Below are 12,836 nucleotides of genomic sequence, written 5' to 3' on the forward strand. Positions count from 1 at the left end.
CCGGGACTACTGGTCCCGGTACATCTCCGCGACCAGGAAGGCCAGGTCCAGCGACTGGCTGCGGTTCAGCCGGGGGTCGCAAGCCGTCTCGTAGCGCTGGTGGAGGTCGTCGACGAAGATCTCGTCGCCACCGCCCACGCACTCGGTGACGTCGTCACCGGTGAGCTCGACATGGATGCCGCCCGGGTGGGTGCCGAGGCCCTTGTGGACCTCGAAGAAGCCCTTGACCTCGTCGAGCACGTCGTCGAAGCGGCGGGTCTTGTGGCCGGATGCCGCCTCGAAGGTGTTGCCGTGCATCGGGTCGGTGACCCAGGCGACGGTCGCGCCGGACGCGGTGACCTTCTCGACCAGCTCCGGGAGCTTGTCCCGGACCTTGTCGGCGCCCATGCGGACGATGAAGGTCAGCCGGCCGGGCTCACGGTCCGGGTCGAGGCGCTCGATGTACTGCAGCGCCTCCTCCGTGGTCGTCGTCGGGCCGAGCTTGATGCCGATCGGGTTGCGCACCTTGGACGCGAACTCGATGTGCGCGCCGTCCAGTTGACGGGTCCGCTCGCCGATCCAGACCATGTGGCCCGAGGTGTCGTAGAGCCGCCCGGTGCGCGAGTCCACGCGGGTCAGGGCCGACTCGTAGTCGAGCAGCAGCGCCTCGTGCGAGGCATAGAACTCGACGGTCTTGAACTCCTCCGGGTCGGTACCGCAGGCCCGCATGAAGTTCAGCGCGTTGTCGATCTCCCGCGCCAACTGCTCGTAACGCTGGCCGGACGGCGACGACTTCACGAAGTCCTGGTTCCAGGCGTGCACCTGGCGCAGGTCGGCGTAACCGCCGGTGGTGAAGGCGCGCACCAGGTTGAGCGTGGAGGCGGAGGCGTTGTACATCCGCTTCAGGCGCTCGGGGTCCGGGACACGGGCCTTCTCGTTGAAGTCGAAGCCGTTGACCGAGTCGCCCCGGTAGGTCGGCAGCGTCACTCCGTCGCGGGTCTCGGTGCCCTTGGAGCGGGGCTTGGAGTACTGCCCCGCGATGCGACCCACCTTCACCACGGGCACGGAGGCCGCGTAGGTCAGGACGGCGCCCATCTGGAGCAGCGTCTTCAGTTTGTTTCGGATGTGGTCGGCCGACACGGCGTCGAAGGCCTCTGCGCAGTCGCCGCCCTGGAGCAGGAACGCCTCGCCCTTGGCCACAGACGCAAGGCGGGCGCGCAACTGATCGCACTCGCCCGCGAAGACGAGCGGCGGATACGACTCGAGGTCCGCGATCACATCGCGCAGAGCCTCGGCATCGGGGTACTCAGGCTGCTGCGCCGCGGGTAGGTCTCGCCAGGTGTTGCCACCGGTTGCGGTGGTCTTAGCGTTCACGGTCACCTCGACAACATTACGGGGTGAAGTCCCCGGTCCATTCACCCGCTCACCAAGTGAGACGGAGCAGACACAGCCGAGCGGCGGCGCGTCAGCTCCCTTTCGGCCGCGTCCGGCGCCGCCAGGGCGAGCCGGCGGTGGGTGCGGCGCAGCATCGTGCGGGCCATGAAGGGATGTCCGCGTCGCACCACGCCCCAGTAGACCCTGCCGCGCAGGGTGTCGGCGCGGGCCGCGGTGCTGAGCGTGACGTACCGGTCGTCGACCAGGATCGAGGCGCGGGCGGTCAGGCCCGCCGTGTCCACCGCCAGGAGCAGTTCGCCGCCCTCGCGGGCGAGCACCGGGAAGGCGTCGCGCAGGATGCCGGTCCAGGCCTCGGGGTCGCGGGGCTGGCCGGGGAGCAGCTCCATGCGGTACGCGTCCTCGTAGCCGGGCCGGTCCAGGGCGCCGCGGATCAGGGCGGCCGACTCCGGGGTGCCGACGCTCTCGGGGCGCAGCCACAGGAGGCGGTTGAGAAGCCGGACGCGGGGCGACCACGTGACGGGGCGCGCGACCGAACCCGTCGCGACACGCTCGAAGTTGTCCAGGAGTTCCTCGACCATCGAGTCGTGCACGGGCCGCACGACCGTGGGCCACAGCGCGCGGTTCACGCCCTGCGGCCGGGTCTCCAGGACGTGCCGGACGCGGCAGCGCCGCTCCCCGATCGGCTCGATGGTCAGCTCGTGGAAGCCGTTGTCCGGCGGGGTGAAGTCGAAGCGGACGCGGCGGCCCGGCTCGTACTCCGTGACGCTGTAACGGACCGGGCCGTGGCCGCCGGTCGCGCCCACGCCGAGCGGGCGGTCGAAGATCATCGCTTCCCAGGCGGGCGTCGGGAAGACCGGGTCGTCGGCGGCCGAGAGCCGGTCGAGCAGCGCCCCGACCTCGCGCGCCGGAGCCTTGATCACGCGCTCGTGTTCGTTGTGGACCGTGCTCATCACGCACCTCCATACGCTGGCGTATGGTTGACCATACGGTACCGTACGGTCATGGTGCAACGGCAGAAGAAGGCGGCGGCGAAGCCCCGGCTCAGCGCTCAGGACTGGGCGGACGCGGCCCTCGCCGCGATCGCCGACGGCGGGCTCGCGGCCGTCGCGGTGGAGCCCCTCGCCGTCCGTCTCGGCACCACCAAGGGGAGCTTCTACTGGCACTTCGCCAACCGTGACGCGCTGATCGAGGCCGCCCTGAACCGCTGGGCGGAGATCCACACCGAGGGGACGATCCAGGAGGTCGAGGCCGAGCCCGACCCCCGGCGGCGGATCCGGCTGCTCTTCGCCGAGGCCATCGCGTCGGCCACCTCCGACCCGCTGGAGGTCGCCCTCCTCGCGACCGCCTCGCACCCCCAGGTCGCCGAGGTCATGCGCCGGGTGACGGACCGCCGGGTCGCGTACGTCGCCGAGCTCTTCGCCGCGCTCGGCTTCCCCGAGGCGGAGGCGCGGCGGCGCGGCCTGCTCGCGTACACGGTCTATCTGGGCCACGCCCAGCTCGGGCACGCGGTGCCGTCGGCGCTGCCCGCGGGCGACGAGTTCGGCGCGTATCTGGACGAGGCCCTCGACGTCCTGATGATGCGCTAAGGTGCCTGGCATGTACTCGCAGCAGACCCGTAACTGGTGGTGGCCCGCTCATCCGGCGGCCCACTGAATCTGCGCGTACCCAGACTCGCGAAGGCCGCCCGAGGGGCGGCCTTCAGTGTTTTCCGGACCAGGACCTCCGGACCGGGCCGTTCCTCTCCGAGTGAGAAGGAACAGACCGATGCACCTGACACAGCTCCTGTCCGACGACCGTCCGTTCGCCGTGCTGCGCCGCCGCACGCCCGGCCGCGACCACGACACGGTCGAGGTTCTGATCGGCTCCGTCGGCACGTACGACCGCCTCGCCGACATCCCCGCCGAGGGCCTCGCGCTCGTCCCCTTCCGGCAGATCCGCGAGCGCGGCTTCGACGTGCGCGACGACGGCACCCCACTCGCCGTCCTCACGCCCGAAGAGACCCATGAACTCCCGCTCGCCGACGCCCTGGCGGCGCTGCCGGACCACGAGGTGCGGGTCGAGGGCGGGGCCTTCGACGTGGACGACGCCGCGTACGCCGACATCGTGGGCCGGGTGCTGCGCGAGGAGATCGGCCGGGGCGAGGGCGCCAACTTCGTGATCCGTCGTACGTACGAGGGTGAGATCCCCGGATTCGACAGGGCCGACGCGCTCGCGCTCTTCCGGCGGCTGCTCGTGGGCGAGCGGGGCGCGTACTGGACGTACGTCGTGCACACCGGAGACCGGACGCTGGTCGGGGCGAGCCCGGAGGTGCATGTGCGGATGTCCGGCGGGACGGTCGTCATGAACCCGATCAGCGGGACCTACCGCTACCCGGCCGATGGCCCCACCGCGGACGGTCTGCTCACCTTCCTCGCCGACGGCAAGGAGACCGAGGAGCTGTCGATGGTCGTCGACGAGGAGCTCAAGATGATGTGCACGGTCGGCGACATGGGCGGCGTCGTCGTCGGGCCGCGCCTGAAGGAGATGGCCCATCTCGCGCACACCGAGTACGAGTTGCGGGGCAAGTCGTCGCTGGACGTACGCGAGGTCCTCAAGGAGACGATGTTCGCGGCGACCGTCACCGGGTCGCCGGTACAGAACGCCTGCCGGGTCATCGAGCGCCACGAGGCCGGGGGCCGGGGCTACTACGCGGGCGCCCTCGCCCTCATCGGGCGTGACGCGGGCGGCGCGCAGACCCTCGACTCCCCCATCCTGATCCGCACCGCCGACATCTCCCCCACGGGCCGCCTTCGCGTCCCCGTCGGCGCGACGCTGGTACGCGGCTCCGACCCGGCGGGCGAGGTGGCGGAGACGCACGCGAAGGCGGCCGGCGTCCTGGCCGCGCTGGGTGTGCGCCCCGGACGCCCCCGGCAGGAGTCGGTACGCCCGGCGCTCGCCGACGATCCCCGCGTGCGGGCGGCGCTCGACGGGCGCCGGGCGGGGCTCGCCCCGTTCTGGCTGCGGATGCAGGGTGGGGCATCCCCTGCTCGAACGAAGTTGAGAGCTTGGGGAAAGACGGCCGAGCTGACGGGGCACGCCCTGGTGGTCGACGGCGAGGACACGTTCACGGCGATGCTGGCGCATCTGCTGCGCTCGTCGGGCCTGACGGTCTCGGTGCGGCGCTACGACGAGCCGGGGCTCAGGGACGCGGTGCTGGCCCACGAGGGCCCGCTGATCCTCGGCCCCGGCCCCGGCGACCCCGCTGACCCCGCCGACCCGAAGATGGCGTTCCTTCGCTCGCTGGCCTCCGACGTGATCCGGGACAACCGGCACGGCGTGCTCGGCGTCTGCCTGGGCCATGAACTGCTCGCCGCCGAACTGGGCCTGGACATCGTCCGCAAGGAGATCCCGTACCAGGGCGCGCAGACCCGGATCGACCTGTTCGGGCGTACGGAGACGGTCGGCTTCTACAACAGCTTCGTGGCGCACTGCGACGACGAGGCGGCACTGGAGCTGGCGGCCCACGGCGTGGAGGTCAGCCGGGACGAGGCCACGGGCGAGGTGCACGCGCTGCGCGGCCCCGGTTTCGCGGGCGTGCAGTTCCACCCGGAGTCGGTGCTCTCGCTGCGCGGGACGGCGATCGTGCGGGAACTGCTGTCCGGCGTCCTGGTCTAAGCCGACTTGGGGGCCGCCGGAACCAGCACGTTCTCGCCTCGGCGGCCCTCCCGGTAGTCCAGGACGTTCTGCACCGTGGTGTCGATGATCTGGCCCACCGCGTCCACGGTGTAGTACGCCTGGTGCGAGGTGACCACGACGTTCGGGAACGTCACCAGGCGGGCCAGGGTGTCGTCCTCGACGACCTCAAGGGACTTGTCGAGGAAGAAGAGGCCCGCCTCCGCCTCGTACACGTCGAGACCGACGCCCGCGAAGCGGCCCGCGCGCAGCTCCGCGACGAGGGCCTCGGTGTCGATGAGCCCGCCCCGGCTGGAGTTCACCAGGAGCGCGTCGTCCTTCATCATCCGCAGCGCGTCGGCGCCGATGATGTGCTGGGTCGCGGGAAGCAGCGGGACGTGCAGGCTGATCAGGTCGGCCTCGGTGAAGAGCTGTTCCTTCTCGACGTACTTCATGCCGAGCTCGACGCAGGCCGGGTTCTGCGCGACGTCCCAGCCGAGCAGGTTCATGCCGAAGCCGTGCGCGATCCGGGTGAACGCCTCGCCGATCTTGCCGGTGCCGAGCACGCCGACCGTGCGGCCCCGCAGGTCGCGGCCCATCAGGCCGTCGAGGCGGAAGTCGAAGTCGCGGGTGCGGTTGGAGGCGCGGACGATGCGGCGGTTGACGGCCATCGCCAGGGTCCAGGCGAACTCCGCGACGGAGTACGGCGAGTAGTACGAGACCCGGGCGATGGTGAAGCCGAGGCGCTCGGCGACCTGGAGATCGATGTTGTTGAACCCGGTCGAGCGCTGGGCGATCATCTGCGTGCCGCCGGCGGCGAGGGTCTGCAGGACACGGTTGCCGAGGTCGGCGTTGACGCTGGTGGAGATGATCTCGTAGCCCGCGGCAATGGGGGCGGTGTCCTCGGTGAGGAAGACGTCCAGGCAGCGGACGTCGTGGTGGGCGGCGAAGGCCTTCTCGATCAACGGCTTCTCGTCGGCCTGCACGCCGAAGGCGAGGATCTCCATGGTGGCGAGTGTAGGTACCCCCTGCCGGGACGGCACCCGGAAGACTGCGTGGGCCGGGGCCGTCCCGTCGTGGTGCTCTGCGGGTTGTGGGGGCTGATCGCGCAGTTCCCCGCGCCCCTTACGGGGCGTCCCTGCGGGTGCGTCCTCCCCTCAGCCGAAGAAGACCCCCACCTCGGAGTACAGCTTCGGATCCACCGTCTTCAGCCTCGCCGTCGCCTCCGCGATGGGAACCCGCACGATGTCCGTCCCCTGCAACGCCACCATCTTCCCGAAGTCCCCGTCACGGACGGCCTCGATCGCGTGCAGCCCGAAACGCGTGGCGAGCCAGCGGTCGAAGGCGCTGGGGGTGCCGCCGCGCTGGACGTGGCCGAGCACGGTCGTCCGGGCCTCCTTCCCCGTCCGCCCCTCGATCTCCTTGGCCAGCCACTCGCCGACCCCGGAGAGCCGCACATGCCCGAAGGAGTCCTGCGAGCCGTCCTTGAGGACCATCTCGCCGTCCTTGGGCATGGCCCCTTCGGCGACGACGACGATCGGCGCGTACGAGGCCTTGAAGCGCGAGGTCACCCAGGCGCACACCTGGTCGAGGTCGAAGCGCTGCTCGGGGATGAGGATGACGTTCGCGCCGCCCGCGAGGCCCGAGTGCAGCGCGATCCACCCGGCGTGCCGGCCCATGACCTCGACGACCAGGACCCGCATGTGCGACTCGGCGGTGGTGTGCAGTCGGTCGATCGCCTCGGTGGCGATGCCGACGGCCGTGTCGAAGCCGAAGGTGTAGTCGGTGGCGGAGAGGTCGTTGTCGATGGTCTTCGGTACGCCGACGACCGGGACCCCGTACTCGTCGGTGAGCCGCGCGGCGACGCCGAGGGTGTCCTCGCCGCCGATCGCGATGAGGGAGTCGACCTCGTACTTGGCGAGGTTCTCCTTGATCCGCCGGATGCCGCCCTCGACCTTGAGGGGGTTGGTGCGCGAGGAGCCGAGGATGGTGCCGCCGCGGGGCAGGATGCCGCGCACGGCCGGGATGTCGAGCGGGACGGTGTCGCCCTCCAGCGGACCGCGCCAGCCGTCCCGGAAGCCGACGAAGTCATAGCCGTACTCCTGCACGCCCTTGCGGACGACGCCCCGGATGACGGCGTTGAGGCCGGGGCAGTCGCCGCCTCCGGTCAGTACTCCGATTTTCTTGGCCGCCATGGAAAAGTCCCTTCGCCTCAGTGACCTGATGCGGTCACGCTAATGGTGATCCAGGTCACTGAGGGACGGTGCGGACGGTCAATTCCCGTTCCGCGCAAGGGAGTTGATCATGCGGGTTCACCCGAATGAGGGCTACTCGTCGTCGAGGCCGCGCTCGATCGCGTACCGGACGAGCTCCACCCTGTTGTGCAGCTGGAGCTTGCCCAGGGTGTTCTGCACGTGGTTCTGCACCGTGCGGTGCGAGATGACGAGCCGCTCGGCGATCTGCTTGTAGCTCAGGCCCTTGGCGACCAGGCGGAGCACCTCGGTCTCGCGGTCGGTGAGCTGCGGGGCCTTCGGCTCGTCCGGGGTGCCGGGCGCCGGATCGGAGGCGAGACGGCGGTATTCGCCGAGGACCAGGCCCGCGAGGCCCGGCGTGAAGACCGTGTCGCCGACGGCCGTGCGGCGCACCGCGTCGGTCAGCTCCTCGGTGGACGCCGACTTCAGGAGATAGCCGGTGGCGCCGGACTTGACCGCCTCCAGGACGTCGGCGTGCTCGCCGCTGGCCGAGAGGACGAGGACCCGCAGGGCCGGATTGGCGCCGACGAGTTCCTTGCAGACCTGGACGCCCGGCTTCAGCGGCAGGTTCAGGTCGAGTACGAGGACGTCCGGCGCCGCGGCCTCCGCGCGCCGCACGGCCTGCTCGCCGTCGCCCGCCGTGGCGACCACGTCGAAGCCCGCCTCGGCGAGGTCACGGGCGACCGCGTCCCGCCACATCGGGTGGTCGTCGACGACCATGACCTTCACCGGAGCCGTGCCGTCCGGCGGCTGCTGTTGCTGTTCGCGCTGCGCTGTCATCGTTCCTTTCCTGCCTTCCCCCGTGTGCTTCCCGCGCTCTGTGCCTCGCGCGGGACCCTGAGTTCCACTTCCGTGCCCTGGCCCGGCACCGAGATCAGCTCGGCCGTGCCGCCGATGTCCCGCAGCCGCCCCCGGATCGACAGGGCGACACCGAGCCGCCCCTCGCCCTCGGCCTCGGCGAGCCGGCCCTCGGGGATGCCGGGGCCGTCGTCCCGCACCGTCACGATCACCGCGTCCGGCTCGTCCTCGACGAGGATCCAGGCCGCGGCGTCCGGACCCGCGTGCTGCCGTACGTTGTCCAGGGCCGCGCCGACCGCCGCGGCCAGCTCCCGTGCCGCGCCCGGCGGGAGGCGGACCGGGGCGCCCGGCTCCGAGACGGTCACCCGCGCGCCCGCGTACGGGAAGAGCAGCGACCGCAGGTCGCAGGGCTCGCCGTCGTCGTCCGGCTCGTCCGGTTCCTCCACCGCGCGGACGACCGCGCCCATGGAGGCGTCCTCCGACACATGGGACGTACGGACCAGGCCGCCCGCCACCAGGGTGCGCAGCGCGACCTCCTGCTCGCCCGCCAGCCTGCCGAGCTCCGCGGCCTCGCCGCCGATGGCGCTGCCGCGCCGCTGCACCATCGCGAGGACCTGGAGCACGCTGTCGTGGATGTCGCGGGCCAGGCGCTCGCGCTCGCGGGTCGCCGCCTCGATCTCCAGGGCGCGGGCGAGGGTGCGCTCGGAGGCGCGGGCCACCTCGACGACGTATCCGATGGCGATCGAGGCGATGCAGACCAGCAGGACGTTGTGCAGGGTGTCCTGGGTGGGCCTGCCGCGCTGCGCGATGTTGGCGACGCCGACGAGGGCCGACGCGAAGGCCGCCCACCGCCAACCGCCCTTGATCGCGAAGGCGAGCACCGCGCCCGCGGTCCATATCGACGGCAGCGTGGGACCGTCGTGGACGATCCGCTGGTGCGAGTCGGCGACCGGCGTGAGCAGGATGCCGGTGATCGCGACCGTCAGGTCGATGACCAGGAACCGCTTGGTGCAGCTCGCGGCGCCCGCGACCTTCGGCAGCGTGCCGAGCGTCCATCCGGCGAGCACCACGTAGTACCCGATGGCCACCCAGGGGCGGTCGAAGTTCTCGTGCGCGGCGACGAACAGGCCGATCGCGTAGAGCATGGTCAGCACGCGGTAGCCGGTCAGCGCGCGCCACAGCGGCTGCTCGACCGACATCCTCATGACCCGTACGCGCCTCGCCATGTCCCCCCACCCCCGGGAAGCCGCTCCGGCTCCCCCTTGCACCGACGCCGTCAGGCGCCCGAGCGTTCCTTCTCGGCCGCCGCGGCCTTCTTCTCGGCTTCCTTCTGCGCTTCCTTCGCGGCCTTCGCCTCGTCCGCCATCCGGCGCTTCGCGGCGGTCGCGTACTCGTCGACGTACTCCTGGCCGGACAGCTTCATGATCTCGTACATGACCTCGTCGGTCACCGCGCGCAGCACGAACCGGTCGTGCTCCATGCCCTGGTACCTGCGGAAGTCCAGCGGCTTGCCGATCTTGATGCCGGGCCGCATGAGCTTCGGCACCACCTTGCCGGGCGGCTGGATCTTCTCGGTGTCGATCATCGCCACCGGGAGGACCGGCGCCCCGGTGGCGAGCGCCACGCGGGCCAGGCCGCCGGGCTTGCCACGGTAGAGCTTGCCGTCGGGCGAACGGGTGCCTTCCGGGTAGATGCCGAAGAGCTCGCCGCGCTCCAGGACCTCGATGCCGCTCTTGATGGCCGCCTCGCCCGCGCCGCGCCCGCCGGAGCGGTCCACGGGCAGCTGGCCCACGCCCTTGAAGAAGGCCGCCGTGAGCTTGCCCTTCACTCCGGGTGACGTGAAGTACTCCGCCTTCGCGATGAAGGTGACCTTGCGGTCGAGGACCGCGGGCAGGAAAAAGGAGTCCGAGAACGACAGATGGTTGCTCGCCAGGATGGCCGGGCCCGCGGCGGGTACGTTCTCAAGGCCTTCCACCCAGGGCCTGAAGCCGAGCTTCAGCGGCCCTCCGATGGCGACCTTCATTGCGCCGTAGATCAAACCGAGTGCCTCCTGTTAAGTGTGGATCAGACCATAACCCGCAGTAAGCCCAAAGGGCTCGACGACCCTGGTCGGTGTCAGTCCGGTCGCGTACGGTGAAGTACTCCTCGTAACCCCGCAGCCCCATCTCACGAAGGAGACCGAAGTGCCGGTCCTCCCCGGAGCCGAGCCGTACCGCCACGAGGGCGGCGAGGTCGGCGTCCTCCTCTGTCACGGCTTCACCGGTTCCCCGCAGTCCCTGCGCCCCTGGGCCGAGTTCCTCGCGGACCGCGGTCTGACCGTCTCGCTGCCCCTGCTGCCGGGGCACGGCACCCGCTGGGAGGACCTCCAGGTCACCACCTGGGAGGACTGGTACGCGGAGGTGGAGCGCGAGCTGCACGGCCTCCTGGAGCGGTGCGCCGAGGTCTTCGTCTTCGGGCTCTCCATGGGCGGCGCACTGGCCCTGCGGCTCGCCGCGAAGCACGGGGACGCGGTGCGCGGCGTCGTCGTGGTGAACCCGGGGAACAAGGTGCACGGCCTGGCGGCGCGCGCCCTGCCGGTCGCCCGCCATCTGGTGCGTACGACGAAGGGCATCGCGAGCGACATCGCCAAGGAGGGCTCGGACGAGGTCGGGTACGACCGGGTCCCGCTGCACGCGGCGCACTCCCTGCGGCGCTTCTTCCAGCGGGTCGACGGCGAGCTTCCGCAGGTCACGCAGCCGCTGCTGCTGCTGCACAGCCCGCAGGACCATGTGGTGCCGCCGGTCGACTCGGCGCGGGTGCTCAGCCGGGTGTCGTCCACGGACGTCACGGAGATCCTGCTGGAACAGAGCTACCACGTCGCGACGTTGGACCATGACGCGGACCGGATTTTCGAGGAGAGCCTCGCGTTCATCGGCCGGCTCGCCCCCAGTGTCGGCAAAGAAGGGACGGCCACCGGTGGCTGAGCAGGACCGACGTGAACCGGGCCACGACGAGGACCGCGAGCCCGAGGAGAAGGCTCCCCAGGCTCCCGAGGGCGGCGTACCGCTGGACGAGGAAGCGGTCTGGAAGGAGATCGTCGCGGGGTACGGCCAGGAGCCCGCGGATCCACCGGGCGCGAAGCCGTTCAAGTCCATCGAGGACCTGGCCCTGCTCGAGTCCGACACGAACGACGCCCCGGAGGCGGACGGCAAGCGGGACAAGGACGCTCCGGACGACGCCCCGGCGAAGACACCGCTCGGCGGCTCCGTCTCCTTCGCGCCCGGCGTCGGCGGCCCGCGGGACTACGAACCGCCGGAGGCCTCCGACGACGACCTGGGCGCGGACGACGAGGGCCACTTCGTCCCGCCGGAGCCGCCGCCGCTGCCCGAGGCGGACGTGACGGCCAAGTTCGCCTGGCTCGCGGTGATCGGCGGCCCCGTGCTGCTGCTGCTCGTGGTGCTGCTCGGCTGGAACATGACGTGGTGGCTGGCCACGCTGAGCATCGGCGGCTTCCTGGGCGGCTTCGCCACGCTGGTGATGCGGATGAAGGGCGACGACGACGAGGACGACGATCCGGGCAGGGGCGCGGTGGTCTAGGGCCTGTCCGGCGGATCTGGCCGGCTCCTGTGGGCGGCGTCTTTGCGCCGCTGGTGAGCGGTGGTCTGGTGCGTGCAGCTGCAAGGCGGAGGATCGAGGCATCGCGGAGCGATGGCGATGGACGACAACGCCGCAGACGCGCGTGCCAGGCCAGCGCGTCCCAGGCAAGATCCGCCGGGCAGGCCCTAGCCGCCCTGCCGCTCGGCGGGAATCCTCAGGGCGGCGAGCACCGGCAGATGGTCGGTGGCCGCCCGCAGGTCCGCCTCGGTGACCCCCGGCAGCTCCAACGGCACGCCGCAGCCGAGCACTTCGACCCCTGAGGTCGCGAAGATCGCGTCGATACGTTGATGGGGGTCGTCCGGCGTCGAGGTGTTCTCGCCACCCCAGGGCGCCGTCGCCCAGCAGTCCCGCAGCCGGGAGGCGAGCCTGCGGAAGGTGCGGCCCTTGGGGCGGTCGTTGAGGTCACCGCCGGCGACGGCGTGCTCGACGCCCATCCCGGCGAGCCGGTCGAGCAGCATCCCGCCCTGCTCGTACCGCTCGGCGCTCTGCAGGCTCAAGTGACAGCTGAGTACGCCGATCCTGGCGCCCCCGAACCGCACGACGGCGGTCGCGAAGCCACGCCGGTGCAGACCTGGAGTGAGCGGCAGCAGCACGTCCTCGGTCCGCTCCACGGTCGCCCGCAGCGAGCAGAGCAGGGCGGGTCCGGCGGCGGTGGCCCCGCCGGAGAGCATCACCAGATCGGCCGCTTTCGAGAGCCGCGCGAGCTTCTTGCGCCACCGGAAGAACCGGGGCGCCTCTTGCAGCAGCACAAGGTCAGGCGCACAGGCGGAAATGACCCTCGCAAGCGCGTCGGTGTCGTCCCGCATGGACCGGATGTTGTAACTGAGCACACGGATGACGGCCGAACCGTCTGCGTCGGTCCGGGAGTTGGGCAGCGGAGTCATCGCCATGCGGATCAAGATAGCGCTGCCACTCGCGTGCTGCGGCGAGGCATCCCGCACGGCACCCCCGCCCGCCCTCGTCGCAGGCAGACACCCCCGCCCGCCCTCGTCGCAGGCAGACACCCCCGCCCGTCCTCGTCGCAGGCAGACACCCCCGCCCGCCCTCGTTGTGGGCAGGCGTTCCGCACGGCGGAACGGGTGGGCACAACGCTCAACGCCGGGTACCGACACAGCAAGGCGCCCG

The 12,836-nt window shown here is 71.2% G+C and carries 13 protein-coding genes; 5 read left to right on the forward strand and 8 right to left on the reverse strand.

The window, feature by feature from the left end; translation table 11 throughout:
- Window positions 1–6 precede the first annotated feature (6 nt).
- On the reverse strand, window positions 7–1,359 hold the full coding sequence (locus tag ACIBKX_RS02040; RefSeq protein ID WP_363272525.1) for a class II 3-deoxy-7-phosphoheptulonate synthase: 1,353 nt from the start codon (window positions 1,357–1,359) through the stop codon (window positions 7–9).
- Between the two features lie 35 nt (window positions 1,360–1,394).
- Complete coding sequence (locus tag ACIBKX_RS02045) at window positions 1,395–2,324, reverse strand: SRPBCC family protein (protein WP_363272526.1); 930 nt, start codon at window positions 2,322–2,324, stop codon at window positions 1,395–1,397.
- Between the two features lie 51 nt (window positions 2,325–2,375).
- Here ACIBKX_RS02045 and ACIBKX_RS02050 point away from each other — a divergent pair, with 51 nt between their 5' ends.
- The 3 genes from ACIBKX_RS02050 to ACIBKX_RS02060 all read left to right on the forward strand — a co-directional run bounded on the left by ACIBKX_RS02050 (window position 2,376) and on the right by ACIBKX_RS02060 (window position 5,028).
- Complete coding sequence (locus tag ACIBKX_RS02050) at window positions 2,376–2,960, forward strand: TetR/AcrR family transcriptional regulator (protein ID WP_363272528.1); 585 nt, start codon at window positions 2,376–2,378, stop codon at window positions 2,958–2,960.
- A 10-nt stretch (window positions 2,961–2,970) separates the two neighbouring features.
- Entirely contained in the window at window positions 2,971–3,027 is a 57-nt protein-coding gene (locus ACIBKX_RS02055) for a trp operon leader peptide (protein ID WP_353962302.1), read from the forward strand.
- Between the two features lie 111 nt (window positions 3,028–3,138).
- Entirely contained in the window at window positions 3,139–5,028 is a 1,890-nt protein-coding gene (locus tag ACIBKX_RS02060; RefSeq protein ID WP_363272529.1) for an anthranilate synthase family protein, read from the forward strand.
- On the opposite strand, the gene ACIBKX_RS02065 is transcribed toward ACIBKX_RS02060, so the two are convergent.
- The 5 genes from ACIBKX_RS02065 to ACIBKX_RS02085 form a co-directional block, all read right to left on the reverse strand.
- Window positions 5,025–6,032: a 2-hydroxyacid dehydrogenase gene (locus ACIBKX_RS02065; RefSeq protein ID WP_363272530.1), complete on the reverse strand. Its 1,008-nt coding sequence runs from the start codon at window positions 6,030–6,032 to the stop codon at window positions 5,025–5,027. The two genes, ACIBKX_RS02060 and ACIBKX_RS02065, sit on opposite strands and share 4 nt — an antisense overlap.
- A gap of 150 nt (window positions 6,033–6,182) precedes the next feature.
- Window positions 6,183–7,220 carry a 6-phosphofructokinase gene (locus ACIBKX_RS02070; protein WP_363272531.1) on the reverse strand — a complete coding sequence of 346 codons (1,038 nt, stop codon included), beginning with the start codon at window positions 7,218–7,220 and terminating at the stop codon, window positions 6,183–6,185.
- Between the two features lie 132 nt (window positions 7,221–7,352).
- A complete protein-coding gene (locus tag ACIBKX_RS02075) occupies window positions 7,353–8,057 on the reverse strand; it encodes a response regulator transcription factor (RefSeq protein ID WP_363272532.1) in 705 nt (234 codons plus the stop codon).
- Window positions 8,054–9,301 (reverse strand): MacS family sensor histidine kinase, encoded by a 1,248-nt coding sequence (gene macS, locus ACIBKX_RS02080; RefSeq protein WP_363272533.1) that lies wholly within the window; start codon window positions 9,299–9,301, stop codon window positions 8,054–8,056. The genes ACIBKX_RS02075 and macS overlap by 4 nt, the downstream gene beginning before the upstream one ends.
- 50 nt (window positions 9,302–9,351) lie before the next feature.
- Window positions 9,352–10,098: a lysophospholipid acyltransferase family protein gene (locus ACIBKX_RS02085; RefSeq protein WP_363272557.1), complete on the reverse strand. Its 747-nt coding sequence runs from the start codon at window positions 10,096–10,098 to the stop codon at window positions 9,352–9,354.
- A gap of 160 nt (window positions 10,099–10,258) precedes the next feature.
- On the opposite strand from ACIBKX_RS02085, the gene ACIBKX_RS02090 reads away from it, so the two are divergent.
- Both ACIBKX_RS02090 and ACIBKX_RS02095 read left to right on the forward strand, forming a co-directional pair.
- Window positions 10,259–11,038 carry an alpha/beta fold hydrolase gene (locus ACIBKX_RS02090; RefSeq protein WP_363272534.1) on the forward strand — a complete coding sequence of 260 codons (780 nt, stop codon included), beginning with the start codon at window positions 10,259–10,261 and terminating at the stop codon, window positions 11,036–11,038.
- On the forward strand, window positions 11,031–11,651 hold the full coding sequence (locus ACIBKX_RS02095) for a hypothetical protein (RefSeq protein WP_363272535.1): 621 nt from the start codon (window positions 11,031–11,033) through the stop codon (window positions 11,649–11,651). Before ACIBKX_RS02090 ends, ACIBKX_RS02095 begins: the two co-directional genes overlap by 8 nt.
- A gap of 185 nt (window positions 11,652–11,836) precedes the next feature.
- On the opposite strand, the gene ACIBKX_RS02100 is transcribed toward ACIBKX_RS02095, so the two are convergent.
- Window positions 11,837–12,595 (reverse strand): endonuclease/exonuclease/phosphatase family protein, encoded by a 759-nt coding sequence (locus tag ACIBKX_RS02100; RefSeq protein ID WP_363272558.1) that lies wholly within the window; start codon window positions 12,593–12,595, stop codon window positions 11,837–11,839.
- Between the last annotated feature and the right edge of the window lie 241 nt (window positions 12,596–12,836).

Origin of the sequence: Streptomyces sp. NPDC050658, from assembly GCF_044457025.1 — a bacterium.
In the GTDB taxonomy this organism is placed as follows: Bacteria; Actinomycetota; Actinomycetes; order Streptomycetales; family Streptomycetaceae; genus Streptomyces.

What these genes read in the sequence shown, in the direction of transcription:
- ACIBKX_RS02065 (WP_363272530.1), bottom strand. Translation starts at nt 6,032, where the DNA reads ATGGAGATCCTCGCCTTCGGCGTGCAGGCCGACGAGAAGCCGTTGATC.
- macS (WP_363272533.1), bottom strand. Translation starts at nt 9,301, where the DNA reads ATGGCGAGGCGCGTACGGGTCATGAGGATGTCGGTCGAGCAGCCGCTG.
- ACIBKX_RS02045 (WP_363272526.1), bottom strand. Translation starts at nt 2,324, where the DNA reads ATGAGCACGGTCCACAACGAACACGAGCGCGTGATCAAGGCTCCGGCG.
- ACIBKX_RS02060 (WP_363272529.1), top strand. Translation starts at nt 3,139, where the DNA reads ATGCACCTGACACAGCTCCTGTCCGACGACCGTCCGTTCGCCGTGCTG.
- ACIBKX_RS02050 (WP_363272528.1), top strand. Translation starts at nt 2,376, where the DNA reads ATGGTGCAACGGCAGAAGAAGGCGGCGGCGAAGCCCCGGCTCAGCGCT.
- ACIBKX_RS02070 (WP_363272531.1), bottom strand. Translation starts at nt 7,220, where the DNA reads ATGGCGGCCAAGAAAATCGGAGTACTGACCGGAGGCGGCGACTGCCCC.
- ACIBKX_RS02075 (WP_363272532.1), bottom strand. Translation starts at nt 8,057, where the DNA reads ATGACAGCGCAGCGCGAACAGCAACAGCAGCCGCCGGACGGCACGGCT.
- ACIBKX_RS02100 (WP_363272558.1), bottom strand. Translation starts at nt 12,595, where the DNA reads ATGACTCCGCTGCCCAACTCCCGGACCGACGCAGACGGTTCGGCCGTC.
- ACIBKX_RS02085 (WP_363272557.1), bottom strand. Translation starts at nt 10,098, where the DNA reads ATGAAGGTCGCCATCGGAGGGCCGCTGAAGCTCGGCTTCAGGCCCTGG.